Here is an 18,351-nt window from a genome sequence, read left to right as displayed (position 1 = left end):
TGAAGCTAAAGTAATATTAGTCACAAAATCAAAAATATAAAACTTTATGCACTTATTTACTGATCACTTAATTGCGCTTACCATATGCCAACCAAAAACCTAAATTGACTCACTCTTATGGTTAAACAACACAGCTCTTTATCGTGGCTATTTATCTCTATTACATTTTTAACTCTGTTGGCTACTTCTGCCAGCAGTTATGCAAAAAGCATAAGTATTAACGTATTTGCTATTCCTTCTAAGCCTATTGTTGAGCTAGTCGCTAACACCAGCGATGAATTGGCTACGCACCAAATTACTACGTTTTACCAACAAGGGTTACCCGTGCATGCCACCTTGTATTTAACGGATTACCCACTTGAAGCACAAAACGAAATTAAGCAAATGGTTGAGCGCATTGTAAAAGAACATCAGTCGTTTGAGATAAAAGCCAATGGATTAAGTGTATCACCAAGTAATTGGGCATTTATAAACTTAGAAAAATCATATCAATTACAACGATTGGCAGATGAGGTTACCCTTAAGCTTGAGCCGCTTCGCGATCATCAAGCACCAGTGCCAAGTTGGGTAAAGCATTACCCTAATAAACTTGTGGCTTTTGAACGTTATGGCAGCCCTAATGTATTTCAAAATTTTCAGCCGCATTTAACCCTACTTGCAAATGAGAAAAATCCTGCATTAGCGTTAGTACAAAAAGCGCTGCACGCTGAGCCGCCGCAGGCACAAGGGGAAATAATTGGGATTGGAATTGGAGTGTCTGATCAATTTGGTCAACAAAAAGAAATACTCGCTAAGTACTTTTTTGATGCCAAATAAATAGTTAATAACAGGGCTAATTACACACGTTGTAACTAATAATGTTTATGGGTTTGTGGTTAGCTTATCTGTTAAATGTTTTTTAAGTATGCGGGTGTTACGCGTATTTGCTTTAAACATGGCATCAAAAATATCTCCAAAAAATGGAATGAGCCCGCCAACAAAATCAATCAACATATTTATAATAATACGGCTTTTTACTCGCTTGCTAACACCTAAGCGCTGCGCTTCAATTAGTACATAGCCAGACAAAATAAGCCCTGCTAAATCACCTATCACAGGTAAAAGCCCAATCAACGACTCTACACCAAATTTAAATTTAGTAAACGGAATACCAATGCTGCTATCAGTAAAGCGGCTAAACTCTTCGAGCCGTTTTATGGTGGCTTTATACTCAGTTTGTGAGATGGAAGCTTGATTGTTTTTTTGCATACTAACAGCTCTCTTATTTTTAGGTGCGCTGAGCACATTTAAATTGTTGAGCGGCAATAAAGATGTATAGCCTGTATATACTAAACGCGCTATTGCCCGTTTAGTATAGTTTTAAACGTAAGGCGCTTAAATAGCGCCTTTAATTGGCCCATGTTCGTGGTGTACATGTGGGTTTTGACCGCGTTGACGAAGTAAATGATCCATTAAAGTAATAGCCATCATTGCCTCAGCAATCGGAATAGCACGAATGCCTACACAAGGATCGTGACGACCTTTGGTGATCATTTCAACCGCTTCATTTTCGGTGTTAATACTATTACCGGGAATAGTAATGCTCGATGTCGGTTTAAGGGCAATTGATGCGATTATATCTTGGCCTGTTGAAATACCTGCCAATACGCCGCCGGCATGATTTGAGGTAAAACCATCAGGGGTTAACTCATCACGATGTTCTGAGCCTTTTTGCTCGACTACATCAAAGCCATCGCCAATTTCAACGCCTTTAACAGCATTAATACTCATTAATGAATGTGCAAGTTCGGCATCTAGCCTATCAAATACGGGCTCACCTAAGCCAACAGGTACATTTTTAGCCACTACTTTTACTTTGGCCCCCACTGAGTCGCCTTGTTTTTTTAGCTCGCGCATATATTCATCAAGTACTTCAAGCTTACTTGTATCTGGGAAGAAAAATAAGTTGTTTTCCACTTCGTCCCAATCGTAGTTTTCGGCTTTTATTGGCCCTAATTGGCTCAAGCACGCTTTAACTTCAATACCATGAAACTGCTTTAAATACTTTTTAGCAATGGCGCCTGCCGCAACCCGAATAGCGGTTTCACGCGCAGATGAGCGGCCACCACCACGGTAATCGCGTAGGCCGTACTTGTGCCAGTAGGTATAGTCACCGTGACCTGGACGAAATACGTCTTTAATTTTGCCATAATCTTGTGAGCGTTGATCAGTATTTTCAATTAATAAACCAATACTGGTACCGGTGGTTTTACCTTCAAAAACGCCCGCTAAAATTTTAATTTGATCGCTCTCACGGCGCTGCGTGGTATAGCGACTTTGTCCAGGCTTTCGACGATCTAAATCGTGTTGTATGTCGGCCTCTGTTATCTCAAGGCCTGCGGGCGTGCCATCCACTACGCCGCCTAATGCAACGCCGTGGCTTTCGCCAAAGGTGGACACTTTAAATAACTGCCCTATGCTATTACCTGCCATTAACTTTCCTCATTCCTAATGACTTATAGCCGAGAATTAACTCGGCTATTGTTTTGCCCAGCCATTTGGGATGAATGGCTAGTATTAATTATTACTGTGCAAAGTAGGCATCTAGTTGTTGCTTGCTAATAACAAACACACCTAATCCGCCTTGTTCAAACTCAATCCATTCAAATGGTGCGCCTGGATACAGTGCATCCATATGTACCATAGAGTTACCTACTTCGACAAATAACAAACCGTTATCTGTTAGATGCTCACTAGCTTGATCTAAAATAGTACGTGTTACATCAAGGCCATCGTGACCCGATGCTAACCCAAGCTCTGGCTCGTGGTGGAACTCACGTGGTAAATCAGCCATATCTTCAGCATCAACGTACGGTGGGTTTGCTACGATTAAGTCATATTTTTGCCCAGGTACACCACTGAAGACGTCAGACTGGATCGGTAATACACGGTCACTTAGTTGGTAATCGGTGATATTGATATCAGCCACTTCAAGCGCTTCATAGGATATATCAACCGCATCTACTTGCGCATTTTCGAATGCTTGTGCCAATGCAATCGCGATACAACCTGAGCCCGTACATAAATCTAAAATACGCCCAACTGACTCTGGCTGCTCTAGCCAAGGTGTAAAACGATTATTAATAAGCTCAGCAAAAGGCGAGCGAGGAATTAATACACGTTCATCCACATAAAATGGCATATTGGCAAACCATGCAATGTTGGTCAGGTATGGAACTGGGGTAAAATCGTTAATGCGCTCGGCAATTAAGCCTGCTAAACGGTTTTTTTCAGTGCTGGTTAAACGGGCATGCATCAGCTCTTTGGGTGCATCAATTGGCAAGCTAAGTGCTGGTAATAACAAACTTACCGCTTCATCCCATGCGTTATCGGTGCCATGACCAAAGAAAATACCGCTACTTGCAAATTGACTTGTCGTCCAACGAAGCCAATCGTGTAAGGTTGAAAGTTCTGCAACAGCTTCATCCAGGGTTGCTTCTTCTATTAGTAATTCACTCATCAGTATTATCTGCCTGCTACTTTCAAAAAATTAACTCAATCGGGGCACACTATGGGCCCCATGATTGCCCTATTGTATACCCAAGCCACCTCTAGGTGCGAGTGACAGTTAGAATTAAAAGTAATTTAAACAAGGCATTGATTGCAAGTGTAATAGTCACTTTGTTGTTCAAATCAATAACGCAGTATAAATCGCTTTTAAACTAACCTTATTGGCGCCGTACTATGCACCTCAAAGCTGCTTGGGTATCACACCTTTTTACTCGATTTTTACCACTTTTTTGTTTAGACTGCCGCTATGAAAAAAGATCCACACTCAAACAATCTAATTAGCCCTGATGACATTGACTTGTTTCGTCAAAGTATCAGCGGTGCGCGCGTGTTCAAACAAGACACTCACCGTTTTAGTAATAAACCTAAAGTGTCACAAGCGAAGCAATTTGCCCAGCAAAAAAAGCAACAACAATCAGAATTTTTCTTTTCTGATGAATATGTGCCCGATATAGACACTAACGGTACTGTTAATTATGTGCAACAGGGTCAGGATCGTTTTTTAGCGAAACAACTTCGCCGAGGGGATTTTATACCTGATTTAACCCTCGACCTGCATGGCTTAAATAAAGAAGTAGCCAAGGATGAGCTCGCAGGGCTTATTCATGAGTGTAAAAAAAAGCATTATTACTGCGCCTGTGTTGTACACGGAATTGGCGGCCATATCCTCAGACATAAAGTGCCGCAATACTTAGTGCAGCACCCCGACGTTATTGCTATGCATCAAGCACCACTTGAATATGGCGGTAAAGGTGCAGTACTGATATTAATTAATTTACCGCAAAGTGATGAGTTTAGACGCTAATCAACAAGAGCCTTTTAGTGCATATATTTTCGATTATATTCCCGCTGATATTTATTGTGCTATGTGGCTATATTGCTAGCCGCAGTGGCTTTTTAGAGCGTATCCATATAGCGGGATTAAGTAAGTTTACTTTTTATATTAGTGTGCCGAGCTTTTTATTTTTAAATATGGCCAAAGCAGACTTACAAACCAGTGTCAGCTTAAATGGCTTTTTAAGTTTTTACATTCCGGTTATTTTAGTTTACCTTTTTGCCCTAATTATTGACCGCTACATTCTCTCTAAACATCCTCAATACGAACGCCATAGCGTGTTTGCCCTTGGCAGTAGCTATTCCAATACTGTATTGGTGGGTTTACCTATTATTATTGCCGCATTAGGCGAGCAAATGATGGGCATTATTTTTATGATCATTACCTTTCATAGCGCATTATTGTTCACCCTTACTTTTTTAATTAGTGCAAACAGCGCCAGTCATGCGTTTTCCTGGTCAGCATTTTCCAAGAATATGCTACTCAATCCGGTAGTGTTAAGTATTAGCACTGGTTTATTGGTTAATTTGGCAGGGGTTACTTTATTTGCTGACTTAACTAATGGCTTAGCGCTTTTAGCCGAACCAGCTATTGCTTGTGCGTTATTTGTATTGGGCGCTAACTTAGCTTTTTATAAAATTAGCGATAACTGGCAAGCAGCGGCCATTGCCAGTCTATTAAAATTAGTCATATTACCTGCCTTGGTATTATTGCTAGGCACTCACGTATTTACACTTAATGAGTCACTGTTAAAAGTACTGGTGCTATTAAGTGCATCACCATTAGGCGTTAATGCCTATTTAATTGCATGCCAAATAAAACAACACCAAGATACCCTAGCCAGTGCGGTAGTTTCATCTACAGTATTAAGTGTGTTGAGTTTTAGTGTGTGGTTAACCATTTTACTTTAGATATATGCCTAACCACGTTTTATTGTCAGGCTTTAAGCTGGGGAGGTTCGTAGTTTATACGGTTACATTAGCTGGCGCATCTATAGTGATGTAATCACTTTTATGGCTCACTTCATTGTAACTAATTTGGGCAACAGCACCAGTATTAAAAATTGGCATATTACCAGCGCATAGCTGATCAACCAAATAGCTCACCATAGGCATGTGGGCAACAACAAGCCAGGTATCGCATTCTGGGTGAAGCGCAATTAACGTTTCTAAATAATCTGCAGCAACTTGAGGATTGCCCTCAGGAATAACATCGTGACAAGTTTCTTCAAATAAAAAGGTATTATTTTTTTTAACAGCCTCAGCCGTTTGCTGCGCTCTTACATAGGGGCTAACTAACAGGCCACTGGGAGCATGCATTTTTTGCAACCATAGCCCCATTTTTTCAGCTTGCTGCTGACCCACAGAAGTCAAATTTCTACTGACATCATCAGAGTGCATCGGTGTTGCTTCACCATGACGCATTATCAAGATTGTTTTCATAAAAAATCAACCAATTAAAGAATATAAAACAGTAGCCAATTTGCTCGAATTTCCGCTATATTAATAACTCAAACCTATTTATTTTCTTAAAATAGTTCTTTCATGATGTTCAGGTAAATAGCGTCGCATTCCTGAAGTTATCATCTGTTGTTAACAATTTACGTTTAGTTTCAGGAGCATCATTTGAAAATCAGCACCAATGATAACAGAGCTTACCGCACACTAACACTGGACAATGGTCTAAAAGTGCTTTTAGTGCGCGATCAGGACTCAGTAAAAGCGGCAGCCTCCATGGCAGTTAACGCTGGTCACTTTGACGATCCTCTTGATAGGCAAGGCTTAGCGCACTTTTTAGAGCATATGTTGTTTTTAGGTACGGATCTGTATCCCGAATCCGGTAGCTTTAATAATTTTGTCTCTCAATCTGGTGGTAACACCAATGCCTGGACTGGTACGGAACATACCTGCTACTTTTTTGATATTAATAACAATCATATTGAATCGGCGTTAGCACAATTTAGCCGTTTTTTTATAGCGCCCGCCTTAAATCCCGCAGAAACCGAAAAAGAACGTAATGCGATTGAGGCTGAGTTTAAATTAAAGATTAAAGATGATGGCCGGCGCATCTATCAAGTGCATAAAGAAACGGTTAACCCTGCACATCCGTTTGCTAAGTTCTCTGTAGGCAACCTACAAACATTAGCTGATAGAAAACGCTGTATTAGTGATGAGTTACGCGACTTTTTTAATCAGCATTACCAAGCTCAATGGATGACTTTAGTCATTTGTGCCAATGAATCATTAGATACTCTTGAGGCATGGGCAACTCAATATTTCTGGCAGATTAAAGGCAATAACAGCAAGTTAAAGCCACCCATAGAGGCACCGCTTTATCGCAGCCAAGACTTAGGTAAGTTGCTCCATATTGAGCCACACAAGCATGTACAAAAGCTGATTATTAGCTTTGCCATGCCAAACATTGACGATTTTTACCGTCATAAAACAGTTAGTTTTATTGCCCACTTACTAGGGTACGAAGGGCAAGGCTCGTTGTATTCTGTACTAAAAGAACAAGGCTGGATCAATGCTCTTTCTGCCGGGGGTGGTATCAACGGTAGTAACTTTAAAGACTTTAATATTAGTATGGCGCTGACCGATGAAGGCATTGAATACTACGAAGACATTATTGAAATGGTATTTGAATACATTTGCTTAATAAATAACAACATCGGCAAACTCCCTCGCCTTTATCAAGATAAGCAAAAGCTGCTGCAAATCGCATTTGATAACCAAGAAAAATCTCGGCTGATTGACTGGGTCAGCAATTTAAGTATTAACATGCAACATTACGATGAAGTTAATTACTTACAAGGCGACTATTTAATGGAAGGCTTTAAAGCCACCACTCATGAAATGGCGATGCAATGGTTAACCCCTCATAATATGCGTTTAGTGCTGATTCATCCGGGTGTAGAGCCTGAACACACAGCCGCTTGGTATAACACACCGTATAAAATTGAAAAATTGTCACTGCATTGGCTTGAAGCGCTGGCACAAATTAGTCAGCCACAAGGTGAAATGTTATTACCTACCGCAAATCCTTATTTAGCTAAAGATGTTGTTCTATACCCAATAGAGTCGCAGCAAGCTCATCCAACATTATTGGTAAAAGAAGCTGGCTTTGATTTTTGGTTTAAACAAGATGCCACCTTCAGAGTGGCTAAAGGGCATTTTTATTTAGCCATGGACTCTGACTTTGCAGTTAAAGATGTAAAGCATATGGCATTGACTCGATTGTTTTCTGATTTGTTTATGGATAGTGTTGGCGAGCAATTTTATCCAGCTGAGCTCGCGGGCTTAAGTTATCACTTAACCTCTCACCAAGGCGGCTTAACCCTGCATACTGCAGGGCTATCTTCAAGCCAACTAGAGCTGGTTGATCAGCTAATTGATGCACTATTTAACGTAAAAATTTGTGCTAAACGCTTTGCCGAATATAAAAAACAACTGGTAAGGCACTGGCGTAATAGCAACCAAAACAAACCTGTCAGTGAGCTCTTTAGTATTTTAGGCGCTAAAATAATGCCATGGAATCCACAACCTGACGAGTTAGCAAATGCACTTAAAGATACCTGCTTTCATCAGTTTAATGAGTTTAGACAGGCGTTTTTTAATGCACTTCATGTTGAGTCTTTTTTACATGGCAATTGGCAACAAAATGAAGCGCTTGAGTTTCAGAAAAAGGTGGCACTGCACCTTAAAAAGTCAGCCGTTATAGAAGATTTAAAGCGCCCACTCTTTGAAATTACCAAAGTGACTCGTTACGAATTAGAGCTCGCTTGTAGCGATAATGCCATGGTGATTTATTATCAAGCATTAAGCGATGATGTTGATGAAAAAGTAAAAATGATGGCGCTTAATCATTTAATTAACCAAGATTATTTCAATGAGCTACGGACCACACAACAACTAGGTTATTTAGTTGGTGCCGGTTATGCGCCCTTTAACACCCGTGCCGGAATTGCTTTTTATATTCAGTCACCTAAATTTGAACCAAGCACATTACTGCACAGGCATAATGTGTTTATTAGTCAATATTTATCAACCATTGATGAACTGACAGAGCAAACCTGGCTGCAACAAAAACATGGGCTAGTGACGCATATTGCCGAAAAAGACAAAAATTTGCGTTTACGTTCACAACGTTTATGGCTTGCAATTGGCAATGGCGATCATCAGTTTAATATGCAGCAACGCCTGCTAGATTCTTTAAACGCATTAACGCTTGAAGATTTAAAAAACTATGCAGCTGAAATTTTTGATGCTGATCGCCCAAGATATGAGCTTTTAAGCGCTAAATCTGTGAATCAATCGGAGAATCTACCACTTTATTCGCATTCTCTTTGACTCTTGCTCGCGCTTGATTTAGATTGTCTTTTGTAAATAAGAAGTAAGACAATGAACAAAATAAAAATAATAAAATACATTCTGTTGTTGACCACTTTGGTCACCGCCTACTCTGCTAGTGCATTTGAGTCATCATTTAGCTTGAACTTAAATGCGCTAGTCGTTAGCGTGTGTGCAATAATGTCATTACTGTTAATTTACTTTTTAACAGTTATTCACTCACTCAAGCGCTCACATTCCCAATTACAGCAATCTGAAAAACGCTTAAAAAGTACCGTAGAAGGTAGTGGTGACACGCTTTGGGACTGGAATATAAAAACCGGCAAAGTTATTCGTATTAACGACAAGTACGTGTTGAATAACAACAATCTAGTAGAATTCCCACCTAATAAAAGCCTTATACACCCTCGTGATTTAACTCATGTAGATTACCTACTAAAAAAACACTTTGCTGAAGAGAGTACTTTTTTTGAAGCTACTTATAGAATTAAAGATAGCTTTGGTAAATGGCATTGGGTACTCGACCGTGGAAAAATAATTGAAAAAGACGCAAACCTTAGCCCACTGAGAATGACTGGCACGGTGAGAGATATTTCTCAGCTCAAATCAACCGAAGAACGACTAAATCTATTTGCAAAATGCGTTGAGTCACTCACGGATGCACTGGCTATTTATGATAAAGATTTTAAGCTTGTTGATATTAATCCAAGCTTTTTAACTTTGTTTGGCGGTGTGCGTGAGCAATACCTTAAAAAAGAATTTCATTTAGCAGGTTACGACAAAAGCTACATAGAAACTATAAAAGACACCGTTCGAAAGCACGAGCATATTCAAGAAGAAGTAAAGCTGCGCAATAGCGACCATGCCCTACTGCCATTTGAAATTTCGATAGATGAAATTAAAAACGCGCAAAATCAAATAACTAATTACGTGGTGGTGTATTCTGATTTAACCGAGCGTAAAAAAACGGAGTCAGAGCTCAATAATTTATCCAATCGAGATCGCACCACCAGCTTACCTAACCGTAATTTATTTTTTTCTGATTTAAAAAAACTAGCAAAGCAGCATTCACACCATGCATTGTTAGTATTTGATTTAGATAACTTTAAAAAGATAAATGACTCATTGGGTCATCAGTTAGGTGACAGCTTGCTGGCAAAGCTTGCTATGCGCTTAAATAAGCTTACCCGTGAAAATGATGTATTTTATCGCCTTGGCGGCGATGAATTTGCGCTGGTTATGTCAAACACCAACGATATTCTCACTATCACCCGTATGGCTAAACAGTTTTTAGCGGCAATAGCTACACCGTTTAAAATGGCAGGTCATGAACTTGCTATCACCTCAAGCGTGGGTATAGTACTGTTCCCTGAAGATGGTAACACCCCTGAAATACTATTAAAGAACGCCGATACCGCTATGTATCATGCGAAAAAGAAAGGTAACAGCTACTTGTTCTTTAATGACACCATGAACCGCCAAGCAGTAAAGCGACTACAAATAGAAAACCTAATGCGCTTTGGCTTAAAAGAAGATCACTTTGAGGTGTATTATCAGCCTAAAATGAATATTCGTACTGGTAAGCTTGCTGGAATGGAAGCTTTAGTGCGTTTTATTACGCCGAAAAAGGGGGTTATTAGCCCGGGGGTATTTATTCCAATCGCCGAAGAAACAGGGCAAATTATTGAAATTGGTGAAGTGGTTTTAAACAAAGCTTGTCGTGACGTAAAACAATGGTTAGACGCTGGATTATTTAACGCTCGTGTTGCGGTAAATTTATCAGCAAAACAATTTAGCCTACCCGATTTAACTTCGCGCATTGATGTGATTTTACAAAAAAATGAACTGCCCTCTTACTTTTTAGAACTTGAGATCACCGAAGGCACCGTAATGGACGACCCACAAGAAGCCATTGCGATTATGCGCTCTTTAAGTGCCCGCGGCATTCATTTAGCTATGGATGATTTTGGTACTGGGTATTCGTCGCTGGCGTATTTGAAACAGTTTCCACTAAATACGCTTAAGGTAGATAAAGCCTTTATTGATGATATGAAGACAGAGCGTGGCCGCAATATGGTGGACTCTATTGTCACTATTGCACATAACCTTGATTTACATGTAGTTGCTGAAGGTGTAGAGCAAGCCTCACAAATAAGCATACTGGAAGAGCTTAACTGTGAAACACTTCAGGGTTATTACTACTCTAAACCACTCTCAAAAGATGAATTTACTGCGTTTTTAAAACAACAACAAAGCCAATCAAAACTCAGTTTAATTAGAGCAACAAGTTAAGCACGCCATAGGCACGTTTTTATGCCGGTATTGCGTATTAATGCACGTCGATAATGTAGATTAAATAAACACCACGCTGCAGGTCCCAACAATCCGCCTAAAAATAACCAGCGCTTCACAGGCATACCTTTTTTGATGGTTTCAATATACATAAGTGCGATAAACACACCGCTCAGTAAAATAAATAATACCATGGTCATCAAACTGCTTAAAAATTGAGGCGCGTATAATAGCGTTTAACTGGCTAAAATTAAAGCAACGTATTATTTAATTGTAGTCCTTTTAAATCAGACACAAAAAAGCCGAGCAACTTAAAAGCTCGGCTCTCAATTATCAATTCATCACAGCTTATTTGTCAGCACGACCCATAAACTTATGCTCGGCAGTATTAATGCGGATGCGATCACCCGTTGAAATATGCTCTGGTACTTGAATCGTTAAGCCCGTTGATAAGCGTGCAGGCTTTGAGCGAGCGCTTGCTGAAGCTCCCTTAATTGAAGGGTCGGTTTCTTCAACAACAAGTTCAACACTTGAAGGAAGATCAAGACCTACAGCAGTACCGTCAATTACAATAACGTGCACACCTTGGGTTTCTTCATTAACAAATTGAATTTCTTCCGCTATGGCGTCTTTATTTAAATTGTAAGGCGTGTAATCTTCATTATCCATGAAGACATACTCATCCCCATCAATATACGACAGCATGGCTTCACGACGGGTTAAATCAGCAAGATTAAGCATATCGCTGTCTTTAAATGTTTCGTCAACTTTACTACCCGTTACTACATCGTATAAACGCATACGGTATAAACTACCACCAGCACGACCTTGTGGTACTGAGCGTACGATATCTTTTACTACTAATACACGGCCATTAAAGTCAATAGCCGTCCCTTTTTTAACATCACTCGCCTTTGGCATGGGTGAATTCCTATTGTTTTTTTGATTGCGAGAAACATACCACGAAACTGATTTTGTTCAACAATAAAGTGATATGATTAGCTTCTTACTTCGTATTGACTTATAAATCTGTAATTTAGACTGAAACACGTGTTATCTAGTGGCAAAAAGCTGCTATGGTTAAGTTATCGATTATGACCTCAAGGAATGGCTCATGAACCAACAAACTGTACATACTTATTTAATGAACAAACCGTTAGTTAAACTAACGCAACCTTTTGCTAAAGATGTTGATGTATATAAAGTAAACCATAAGATGTTCGCCACCCTTGCACTGAGCAATGAGGGTGAAACCGATGAAAACGGCGAACCTATTTGGTGGCTAAACTTAAAGTGCGACCCTGATGAAGCACAGTCATTACGAGATATTTTTCCTTCGGTGATTCCAGGTTATCATATGAATAAACGCCTTTGGAATACAGTGATTTTAGACGGCTCAATACCACAAGGTGAAATTGAGCGTATGATTGATAATTCATTTAATTTGGTGGTCGACAACATGCCAGATAAAGACAAACAGGCTATTGAAGCCTTACTGTAAATAAGCGTCTATATCTCTATATTTTCTGATTATCAAACATAAAAAAAGCCGCATAATTTGCGGCTTTTTTACGTTAACTTAAGACATTAATCTTTGTGTTCAGTCATCTCACTTTGAGTATCAGTCGATTTATTATCTGCCTGCTCTGACTCAACTTCAGCTGTTTTAGTGGCTGTAGTGTAAAACTTATCGCCTTTATCAGCCATTGCAACCAGTGATTCACAGGGTGCAAAAATGGAATTGCTGTTAGCCAATGTAGACATATCAGAGCTTATTTTACTCGCACCTAATTTGTCCATGTAGCTAAATGGGCCACCTAAGAACGGTGGGAAACCAATACCAAAAATAGCACCAATATCACCATCACGCGGGCTTGCGATAATACCATCATCTAAACAACGAGCCGCTTCATTAAGCATTTGTGAAACACAGCGCTTAGCAATCTCGTTTTTATTTAAACGTGGGGCTGGGGTTACACCTAGTAGCTCATAGACTGACTCATCAACCTTCTTACCTTTCTTGTCGTATTCATAAAAGCCGCGCCCTGTTTTACGACCAAGACGTTTTGAATCAATCATGCGTGAGAAAGCATCGGGTCCTTTAAAACGCTCACCCAATTCTTTTTCAAGAATTGGCGCAATTTTAGATCCAATATCAATACCTACTTCGTCCAGCAATGCCAACGGTCCAACAGGAAAACCAAACTCGACTAAAGCCGCATCTATTTTTTCAATCGGCTCACCAGCAAGCATTAAGTTAGCCGCTTCATTAAGGTATGGCGCTAAAATACGGTTTACATAAAAACCAGCCATATCTTTTACCACAATTGGCGTTTTACCTTGCTTACGTGCAAAGTTAACTACACGAGCAATGGTTTCTTGTGACGTGCCTTCATGAGGAATGATCTCTACCAGTGGCATTTTCTCTACTGGCGAGAAATAATGTAAACCAATTACATTTTCAGGGCGTTCTGCTTTTGCTGCAATTTGCGAAATAGGTAATGACGAAGTATTACTTGCAAAAATAGTATTCGCTTGGCATTGCTGCTCAACATCAGCAACCATACCTTGCTTAAGCTCTAAATCTTCAAATACCGCTTCTATCACTAAATCTATGTGCTTAAAGCCGCTGTAATCCGTAGTGCCAGTAATGCGGTTCATGGTTAACTGCATATCAGCTTTAGACATAATACGGCGCTTAAGGCGTTTATCTAAGATTTTGTATGTGTAGTTCATGGCATTACTTATGCCCTGCTCTGCCACATCTTTAATACGTACCGGCAATTTAGCCTTAACCGCACTTACATGGGCAATACCTGCGCCCATTAATCCGCCACCTAACACAGCAGTTTTACTAATCGCAGGAGCGTCATCGTTGCGCCATTCTTTTTTCATTTCAGTGGTTGCAAAGAAAATACCGCGAAGTGCTTTAGACTCATCACTCATTACTAACGTAGCAAAGCCTTCGGCTTCGGTTTTATACGCTTTCATTTCATCAAGCTCTACGCTTGCACGAACCGCTTTAATAATCGCAAGCGGCGCTGGGTAGTGACCACCTGTTTTTTTAAGTACGTTTTCTTTAGCTTTTTTAAAGATAAAGTTACGACCAAACGGGTTTGATTCTAATAACTTGCTGACCTTATCAAGTTTAGGCTCTTTAGCTTGTGGCTTTTTCTTCGCAGCAAACTCTTTGGCCACTTTTAGCAGTACGCTTTGTGGAACACAATCATCCAATACACCGGCTTTTTTAGCTTGTTTTGGACGAATTTGCTTACCAGTTAGCATCCACTCAAGGGCTTTTTGAATACCCACGATTTTAGTTAAGCGTTGTGTACCACCACCGCCAGGCAATAAACCTAGTTGTACTTCTGGTAAACCAATTTTAGTTAAATCGCTATCTGTACCAACGCGATAATCACATGCTAAAGCAAACTCTAAACCACCACCTAAAGCAGCGCCGTGAATAGCACTAACCGTGGTATACGGTAGTTTTTTCATATCAAAAAATGCTTGATGGCATAACTCACTAATAGCTAATGCATCTTCGCGTTTTTCAACGCTGTCTAGCATTTTCACATCAGCACCGGCAATGAAGTTATCACTTTTGCCACTAATAAATACCATACCTTTCACTGCATGCTCTTTAGCTTGTGCTAATAATGCTTTTAAATCATCAGCAAAGCTGTCACGCAGGGTATTCATTTTTTCACCCGGCACATCAATGGTTACCACGGCTATTTTGTTATCATCAACCGTTAAATTAAATACTGAATCTGTCATTACGCACTCTCCAATACAAAGGCTGCACCTAAACCACCCGCAGCACAGGCAGTCGTTAACGCTAAACCACCGCCACGACGCTTAAGCTCGTATAAGCTTTGTGTAATTAAACGCGCGCCGGTTGCCGCAAATGGGTGACCATAAGCGAGTGAACCGCCGTTAACGTTAAACTTATCCATGTTAATTTCACCTATGGCTTTATTACGCCCTAAGTGCTCTTGTGCAAATTTATCTGAAGCAAACATTTTCATATTCGCTAAGGTTTGCGATGCAAACGCTTCATGCATTTCAATAAGGTCTAAATCAGCTAACGTAATACCTGCTCTATCAAGCGCGATTGGCGTTGAGTGGGCAGGCCCCATTAGCATGTCTTTTTCTACGCCTATGGCTGAAAACGCAAAACTGCGTACGTAGCCTAATATTTCGTAACCCAATGCTTTTGCTTTGCTTTCGCTCATCATTAACACTGCAGCTGCGCCATCGGTTAATGGGGTTGCATTAGCGGCAGTCACAGAGCCGTGCTGACGGTCAAATACCGGTTTAAGCTTAGCGTAGCCTTCAACCGTTGAGTTTTTACGAATATTGTTATCTTCTTCAATAAAGCTTTTATAAGGCGGTAAGTGCGCCGTCATTACTTCATCTTTTAACTTGCCATCGGCCCAAGCTTGAGTTGCTAATGAGTGAGAACGATGTGCTAAAGCATCTTGATCTTCACGGCTAATATTATGGGTTTTAGCCATTTGCTCAGCTGTTTGTCCCATTGATAAACCCGTTGAGTACTCAGCAACCGCTGGCGGTACTGGTAATAAATCTTTTAAACGTAGTTTTGAGAATATTTTTAAACGCTGACCAAGCGTACGGGCTTTGTTTAAATCGACTAAACTGCCGGCTAATTTTTTACTTACACCAATTGGCAATACAGACGATGAATCGGCACCACCAGCAATACCCACGTTTACAGAGCCTGCCATAATAGATTCGGCAACATTTGCAATTGCTTGAAAGCTAGTTGCACACGCACGTGACACTGAATATGCATCAACGCCCACTGGCATACCTGTACCTAATACAATTTCACGTGCAATATTTGGCGCTTCTGGCATTTGTACTACTTGACCAAAAACCAGTTGATCGATTTCTGACTTGTCGAAATTTAATCGCTCAAGCATTTCATTAACTACTAGCTTACCCATATCCAATGCTGGTACATGGTGAAACGCAGTTGCTTGCTTAGCAAAAGGAGTACGTAGGCCGCTTACAATGGCAATACGGTCGCCTTTTGGTGTTTTAAGTATGTTTTGCTCAGACATTTATTATTCTCTCCCGCTGACAGGTCAGACCTGTATGTTTTCCTCGATTCTAAACAACCCGTGTGATAAAGCCAATAGATAAACGTAAATTAATCATAAAGCGCCATTGTAAATCACTACATACATTGTGTAAGGGTAATACAATAGGCTTTTTTAGCAGGTTTTACAAAGTTTTGTGTTAGGCTAAAAAGCGTTAAAAAATAACGAACTATTTTCAAAAAATCAGTCTAACTCTTGAGTTATCCACTTATAAACCTTATAACTAGCTCAGTATTTGTTACCTAACCACTTTAGGTATTATTTAAGCTGACGAGGACAGTCCACTTATTATGGCAGCTAACGCATTTTCAAACTTAAAAACGTATTTAGACACCCAAATTATTGGCCAGCCAGCGCTCACTCAAGCACTCTTAATTGCTATATTAGCCGATGGTCATTTACTTGTTGAAGGCCCTCCGGGGCTTGCAAAAACGCGAGCGGTTAATGCTTTAGCAAAAGGTATTGAAGGCTCGTTTCAGCGTGTTCAGTTTACCCCAGACTTATTACCTGCCGATGTAACCGGCACTGATATTTATCGTCAACAAACCAGTGAGTTTGTGTTTGAAAAAGGCCCTTTATTTCATAACCTCATATTAGCGGATGAAATAAACCGAGCACCAGCGAAAGTACAATCAGCTTTATTAGAAGCAATGGCCGAGCGCCAAGTTACTGTGGGCAAAAATACGTATCCACTTAGTGACCTGTTTTTAGTGATGGCAACACAAAATCCGCTTGAGCAAGAAGGGACCTACCCACTACCTGAGGCGCAATTAGACCGTTTTTTATTACATTTAAGTATTAATTATCCAGGTGCAGAGCACGAGCTTGATATTTTACGCCTAACCCGTGGTGAAGCACTTAGTGATGAAGCCCCAGTGCTTGAGCAAATTTCGCAAGCAGAGCTGTTTGCCGCTAGAAAAGCGATTTTGGGTCTGTATTTAGCAGAGCCACTAGAGCAATACTTAGTTCAGTTGATTATTGCTACTCGAGAAGGCGCAAACTTAGATGAGCAACTTGGCCGCTGGATTGAATACGGCGCCAGCCCACGTGCCACGATTGCTTTGGATAAATGTGCCCGCGCTCATGCGTGGTTAAGTGGTCGTGATTTTGTATCGCCTGACGATATTCAAGCTGTGGTACATAATGTATTACGCCATCGTATTATTTTAAGTTACGAAGCACAGGCCGATGGTATTACAAAAGATCAGGTTATTAGCCGTATTGTTGAACTAGTTGCTGTACCTTAAGTTATGCAAACACACTTTGATTCTCAGGCATGGCTTAAATTAAGTCATAGCCATGGTGTTAATTTATCGCTTAAAGAGCTGATGTATTATAAAGCAAAAGCGCAACTGCTTGAGCTGGCACCTAAAGTTAGAATAAAAAATACCTTAGCGGGGCAATATCTAGCGCCGCATAAAGGCCGTGGCATGGAGTTTGCCGAAGTGCGCCATTACCAACACGGTGATGACATACGCTCTATTGATTGGCGGGTCACGGCTCGTACCGGTGAAACCCACACCAAACTTTTTCAAGAAGAAAAAGAACGCCCGGTATTTGTATTTACCGACTTTTCAAACTCCATGTTATTTGGCTCTCAATTATTATTAAAGTCGGTGCAAGCTGCACATATTAGCGCCTTAGTTGCATGGTCTGCTTGCCAACGTGGCGATAGAATTGGCGGTATTGTGTTTAATCAGCACTCGCATTTAGAGCTTAAACCTAGTGCCCGTGAAAAGGCCGTGTTAAAGCTGTGTCATAATTTATGCGACGCCCATCAGCAGGCACTTGAAAATATTGATAAACCTGCCAGTAATAACTTTAGTGACAACCTTAAGCGTTTAAATCACTTAGCTAAACCCGGTAGTTTGGTTTATATCGTATCCGATTTTAACGCCTTAGATGACGCCAGCTTTAAACAACTCGAATTACTTGCGCGGCACTGTGAGTTAATAGGCTGCCATATTAGCGACCCCTTCGAGCATAAGTTACCTGCTTTCCAACAAGCGGTTACGGTAAGTGCTAATAATCAGCAGTTTGCCCTCCCTTTGATGGATAACAGTTTTAGAGAACGATTTGCCAATAATGCCGAGCAAGCATTTAGCGCGCGTATTAATCGTTTAACAAAATCTGGGCTTAACCTATTATCATTCGATGCAGCCACTGCGCTGGAACTGCAATTAGTGAGAAGATAAAT

Annotated in this window: 16 protein-coding genes; 8 read left to right on the top strand and 8 right to left on the bottom strand. The window is 40.4% G+C overall.

Annotated elements, in window-relative coordinates:
• The first annotated feature begins 117 nt into the window (after nt 1-117).
• On the top strand, nt 118-816 hold the full coding sequence (locus tag ACNSN2_RS04275; protein ID WP_418608635.1) for a 2'-5' RNA ligase family protein: 699 nt from the start codon (nt 118-120) through the stop codon (nt 814-816).
• 45 nt (nt 817-861) lie between these two features.
• On the opposite strand, the gene ACNSN2_RS04270 is transcribed toward ACNSN2_RS04275, so the two are convergent.
• The 3 genes from ACNSN2_RS04270 to prmB form a co-directional block, all read right to left on the bottom strand.
• The gene (locus ACNSN2_RS04270) at nt 862-1,248 is read right to left on the bottom strand and encodes a DUF4112 domain-containing protein (protein ID WP_010391373.1); all 387 of its coding nucleotides are present in this window, start codon (nt 1,246-1,248) and stop codon (nt 862-864) included.
• Between the two features lie 126 nt (nt 1,249-1,374).
• Nucleotides 1,375-2,472: a chorismate synthase gene (aroC, locus tag ACNSN2_RS04265; RefSeq protein WP_418608634.1), complete on the bottom strand. Its 1,098-nt coding sequence runs from the start codon at nt 2,470-2,472 to the stop codon at nt 1,375-1,377.
• 91 nt (nt 2,473-2,563) lie between these two features.
• Entirely contained in the window at nt 2,564-3,499 is a 936-nt protein-coding gene (gene prmB / locus ACNSN2_RS04260) for a 50S ribosomal protein L3 N(5)-glutamine methyltransferase (protein WP_008466678.1), read from the bottom strand.
• 297 nt (nt 3,500-3,796) lie between these two features.
• On the opposite strand from prmB, the gene smrB reads away from it, so the two are divergent.
• Nucleotides 3,797-4,354: an endonuclease SmrB gene (gene smrB, locus ACNSN2_RS04255; protein ID WP_008114517.1), complete on the top strand. Its 558-nt coding sequence runs from the start codon at nt 3,797-3,799 to the stop codon at nt 4,352-4,354.
• Between the two features lie 17 nt (nt 4,355-4,371).
• Nucleotides 4,372-5,295, top strand: coding sequence for an AEC family transporter (locus tag ACNSN2_RS04250; RefSeq protein WP_418608633.1), 924 nt, complete (start codon nt 4,372-4,374; stop codon nt 5,293-5,295).
• Nucleotides 5,296-5,349: 54 nt separating this feature from the next.
• Here the strand turns inward: ACNSN2_RS04250 and sixA are convergent, their stop codons facing one another.
• A complete protein-coding gene (sixA, locus tag ACNSN2_RS04245) occupies nt 5,350-5,826 on the bottom strand; it encodes a phosphohistidine phosphatase SixA (protein WP_021033112.1) in 477 nt (158 codons plus the stop codon).
• A gap of 183 nt (nt 5,827-6,009) precedes the next feature.
• Between sixA and ACNSN2_RS04240 the strand changes: the two genes are divergently transcribed.
• Nucleotides 6,010-8,733, top strand: a complete 2,724-nt coding sequence (locus ACNSN2_RS04240) for an insulinase family protein (RefSeq protein ID WP_418608632.1) — start codon at nt 6,010-6,012, stop codon at nt 8,731-8,733.
• A gap of 51 nt (nt 8,734-8,784) precedes the next feature.
• The gene (locus ACNSN2_RS04235; RefSeq protein WP_010391359.1) at nt 8,785-11,025 is read left to right on the top strand and encodes an EAL and GGDEF domain-containing protein; all 2,241 of its coding nucleotides are present in this window, start codon (nt 8,785-8,787) and stop codon (nt 11,023-11,025) included.
• Here the strand turns inward: ACNSN2_RS04235 and ACNSN2_RS04230 are convergent.
• Together ACNSN2_RS04230 and yeiP are read right to left on the bottom strand one after the other, a co-directional pair.
• On the bottom strand, nt 11,022-11,225 hold the full coding sequence (locus ACNSN2_RS04230; protein WP_075170587.1) for a hypothetical protein: 204 nt from the start codon (nt 11,223-11,225) through the stop codon (nt 11,022-11,024). The two genes, ACNSN2_RS04235 and ACNSN2_RS04230, sit on opposite strands and share 4 nt — an antisense overlap.
• Before the next feature lie 148 nt (nt 11,226-11,373).
• Nucleotides 11,374-11,946 (bottom strand): elongation factor P-like protein YeiP, encoded by a 573-nt coding sequence (yeiP, locus tag ACNSN2_RS04225; protein WP_010391355.1) that lies wholly within the window; start codon nt 11,944-11,946, stop codon nt 11,374-11,376.
• Nucleotides 11,947-12,139: 193 nt separating this feature from the next.
• Here yeiP and ACNSN2_RS04220 point away from each other — a divergent pair, with 193 nt between their 5' ends.
• On the top strand, nt 12,140-12,526 hold the full coding sequence (locus ACNSN2_RS04220; protein WP_054202136.1) for an MmcQ/YjbR family DNA-binding protein: 387 nt from the start codon (nt 12,140-12,142) through the stop codon (nt 12,524-12,526).
• Nucleotides 12,527-12,612: 86 nt separating this feature from the next.
• On the opposite strand, the gene fadJ is transcribed toward ACNSN2_RS04220, so the two are convergent.
• Together fadJ and fadI are read right to left on the bottom strand one after the other, a co-directional pair.
• Entirely contained in the window at nt 12,613-14,805 is a 2,193-nt protein-coding gene (fadJ, locus tag ACNSN2_RS04215) for a fatty acid oxidation complex subunit alpha FadJ (RefSeq protein ID WP_418608631.1), read from the bottom strand.
• On the bottom strand, nt 14,805-16,115 hold the full coding sequence (fadI, locus tag ACNSN2_RS04210) for an acetyl-CoA C-acyltransferase FadI (protein WP_010391348.1): 1,311 nt from the start codon (nt 16,113-16,115) through the stop codon (nt 14,805-14,807). The genes fadJ and fadI overlap by 1 nt, the downstream gene beginning before the upstream one ends.
• Nucleotides 16,116-16,444: 329 nt before the next feature.
• Between fadI and ACNSN2_RS04205 the strand changes: the two genes are divergently transcribed.
• Nucleotides 16,445-17,401 carry an AAA family ATPase gene (locus tag ACNSN2_RS04205; RefSeq protein WP_418608630.1) on the top strand — a complete coding sequence of 319 codons (957 nt, stop codon included), beginning with the start codon at nt 16,445-16,447 and terminating at the stop codon, nt 17,399-17,401.
• Between the two features lie 3 nt (nt 17,402-17,404).
• Complete coding sequence (locus ACNSN2_RS04200; protein WP_418608629.1) at nt 17,405-18,349, top strand: DUF58 domain-containing protein; 945 nt, start codon at nt 17,405-17,407, stop codon at nt 18,347-18,349.
• The last annotated feature ends 2 nt before the right edge of the window (nt 18,350-18,351 follow it).

It is taken from the genome of Pseudoalteromonas sp. US3C1013 (genome assembly GCF_048401115.1).
In the GTDB taxonomy this organism is placed as follows: Bacteria; Pseudomonadota; Gammaproteobacteria; order Enterobacterales; family Alteromonadaceae; genus Pseudoalteromonas; species Pseudoalteromonas undina.
The sequence above is the reverse complement of the archived record's forward strand: the minus strand, read 5'-3'. Positions and strand labels throughout refer to the sequence as shown.

Bases quoted from the DNA above. Each gene is read 5' to 3' on its own strand.
- ACNSN2_RS04275 (WP_418608635.1), top strand. From the start codon at position 118: ATGGTTAAACAACACAGCTCTTTATCGTGGCTATTTATCTCTATTACA.
- ACNSN2_RS04270 (WP_010391373.1), bottom strand. From the start codon at position 1,248: ATGCAAAAAAACAATCAAGCTTCCATCTCACAAACTGAGTATAAAGCC.
- aroC (WP_418608634.1), bottom strand. From the start codon at position 2,472: ATGGCAGGTAATAGCATAGGGCAGTTATTTAAAGTGTCCACCTTTGGC.
- prmB (WP_008466678.1), bottom strand. From the start codon at position 3,499: ATGAGTGAATTACTAATAGAAGAAGCAACCCTGGATGAAGCTGTTGCA.
- smrB (WP_008114517.1), top strand. From the start codon at position 3,797: ATGAAAAAAGATCCACACTCAAACAATCTAATTAGCCCTGATGACATT.
- sixA (WP_021033112.1), bottom strand. From the start codon at position 5,826: ATGAAAACAATCTTGATAATGCGTCATGGTGAAGCAACACCGATGCAC.
- ACNSN2_RS04235 (WP_010391359.1), top strand. From the start codon at position 8,785: ATGAACAAAATAAAAATAATAAAATACATTCTGTTGTTGACCACTTTG.
- ACNSN2_RS04230 (WP_075170587.1), bottom strand. From the start codon at position 11,225: ATGACCATGGTATTATTTATTTTACTGAGCGGTGTGTTTATCGCACTT.
- yeiP (WP_010391355.1), bottom strand. From the start codon at position 11,946: ATGCCAAAGGCGAGTGATGTTAAAAAAGGGACGGCTATTGACTTTAAT.
- ACNSN2_RS04220 (WP_054202136.1), top strand. From the start codon at position 12,140: ATGAACCAACAAACTGTACATACTTATTTAATGAACAAACCGTTAGTT.
- fadJ (WP_418608631.1), bottom strand. From the start codon at position 14,805: ATGACAGATTCAGTATTTAATTTAACGGTTGATGATAACAAAATAGCC.
- fadI (WP_010391348.1), bottom strand. From the start codon at position 16,115: ATGTCTGAGCAAAACATACTTAAAACACCAAAAGGCGACCGTATTGCC.
- ACNSN2_RS04205 (WP_418608630.1), top strand. From the start codon at position 16,445: ATGGCAGCTAACGCATTTTCAAACTTAAAAACGTATTTAGACACCCAA.
- ACNSN2_RS04200 (WP_418608629.1), top strand. From the start codon at position 17,405: ATGCAAACACACTTTGATTCTCAGGCATGGCTTAAATTAAGTCATAGC.